At 58.7% G+C, this 1,890-nt stretch carries 2 protein-coding genes; both read right to left on the bottom strand.

The annotated features are described in order from the left end of the window. Positions 1 to 672: 672 nt before the first annotated feature. Entirely contained in the window at positions 673 to 918 is a 246-nt protein-coding gene (locus EN969_RS29170; RefSeq protein ID WP_063168150.1) for a hypothetical protein, read from the bottom strand. A gap of 606 nt (positions 919 to 1,524) precedes the next feature. Further along, the coding region (locus tag EN969_RS35630; protein WP_206525260.1) for a hypothetical protein at positions 1,525 to 1,890 on the bottom strand (366 nt) is incomplete at its 5' end.

The following is a 1,890-nucleotide window of genomic DNA, read 5'->3' on the forward strand; positions in this document are numbered from 1 at the left end:
CGGCCTTTCGAGCTTGCCAGCGTGCTCACGACGGCCAGGTTCCGCTGACAGTGGCGCGCGATGCCGTCGCCGGCTTCGCAAGATCCGTCAAAATCTTGCAGGACCCGCTTGCCCAATTCCCTTGGATGGACGGCACAAGGTCAGGTCGTGGTGGGGTAATCGCTTAGCCTTGATAAGGGGCGGCGCCATCAGGATGGTCCGGCTGCATGGTCGTCGTTTCCGCATCGCTACAAGGTGAGCTGCCCTGCCAGCTCACCTTTGGCGGGCGGTTGTTGTTCGCGCCGTTAGTACGGTTTTTTGGCGGGCGCGTCCGCGTCGCCATCAGCGGCATGCGACACTATCGCAGATTATGCCACGGCCCTCAGCGGAGGCTCCGCCATTGTCCCTAGGCCGTCGCATTCCGTGCAGGCCCCGTCTTTCCGGGGCAGCCACCCCGATGGGTTCCCTGCGGGCAGCAGTGCCCGTTTGACGCATACCATTTGGAGCAGTCGAAAACCCTGCCGCTGCCATGACAGCGCGGGCATTCCATATTCGATGAAATCATACCAATTCTTGCCCAACCCAAACGCACTCGCCCCATGCCGCAAGTAACAGGAATCATTGCGCTTTCAAGCACATTGCCCTGACTTAAATTGGGGGGATCGACGGATGGCCGGCATCGATGGCGAACTATCATTGCGCCGTAATTGAGTTGCTCGTGAAAATCTTGCTCGTCACAAGCCGGGTTGGGCATTGGTCGGCACCAGCAGGCTGCGCCGCCTTGTCCGGTTCCTTGTCGGCAGTGACAGCGACTGCGTCGCCGGGCTGCGCGTTGGCGGCCTGTGTGGCCGTGGACGCGAAGAGGACCGTCTGAGTGATGAGAGCCGAAACCGCGGCAACCTGAACCAGCACGGCGGCAAGGGCGATCTTCTTGAGCATGCGAGAAAACGCTCTTTGGCGCTCCCGGTTCCCCCATTCAGGTTTTCGGCTTGCTGCGGGAACAAGGGACCGGCAGTGCGGTTAACTCGATTATGCCGAGCAAGATCAAAGAACCACCATCGAAGCCCGAACCGGAGAAGCTACCTGTCCGACGTCGGGACAAAGAAGCCCCGCCAGAGCTTGAACATGTCGACCCGCCACCACGAGATGTGCGAGAGGCACCGGCACCCAACCCGAACGGTGACAAGAGATGAAATCCTGATGAGATCGCCGTGAAGAGATCGCCGTGATCGAAGCGCGCTGCATAGCGGCGCCAGGTCAAGTTGAGGATCAACCTGCGGCTGCCTGCGGTTTTCCAGACATGCCATAGATCAGCCCCTATGGGCGACCTGACCGTCTCAACGCTTTGAAGAATTTGGCTCCCCGGGCCGGACAAGTTCGTTAAATCGAACCGGGAAAAAATAAGCCAGAAAACCCTTTAACTGCAATCGCTTATGCGACTTCTTCCCCAAAGCGTCGACCGCCTTGGTGTATCTCAAGGGGTAGCAGCGGTGTATCTCTCAGTCAAGCGGAATGACGTTCCTTGGTGATTACTGAGATTGCAAATCAACGTCGCTCCTGCAGGGCCACTACGCCGTCAGCTACCCGGAAGTACGTTGTCAGCAGGGGAGAGATGGTCCGGAAGGCGTTCGCTTGTCCAGCAAGGCCCTCGACCACACTCGACATCTGCCGTGTCACGTTGGCGAAACTCCTGTAGACATCCTTCAGGCTCTTTGATTCGGGGATCACTGCAGAGAGGCCACCTGGTCCCCTGAGTTCAGTCAGGTATGCAAATTGCTGCTGCGAGAGTTCCTCATTAGGGAGAAAGGGAAGCACAGCTTCCATTTTGTTGGCTGCGTCTGCAAATAGCTGGGCGGCTTGTTGGAACTGCTCTCTACCAGCCCCAAGACCGGCGGCCCCCTCTCTCTCTCG

Source organism: Mesorhizobium sp. M7A.F.Ca.CA.003.01.2.1, assembly GCF_003998945.1.
In the GTDB taxonomy this organism is placed as follows: Bacteria; Pseudomonadota; Alphaproteobacteria; order Rhizobiales; family Rhizobiaceae; genus Mesorhizobium; species Mesorhizobium ciceri.

What these genes read in the sequence shown, in the direction of transcription:
- EN969_RS29170 (WP_063168150.1), bottom strand. Translation starts at nt 918, where the DNA reads ATGCTCAAGAAGATCGCCCTTGCCGCCGTGCTGGTTCAGGTTGCCGCG.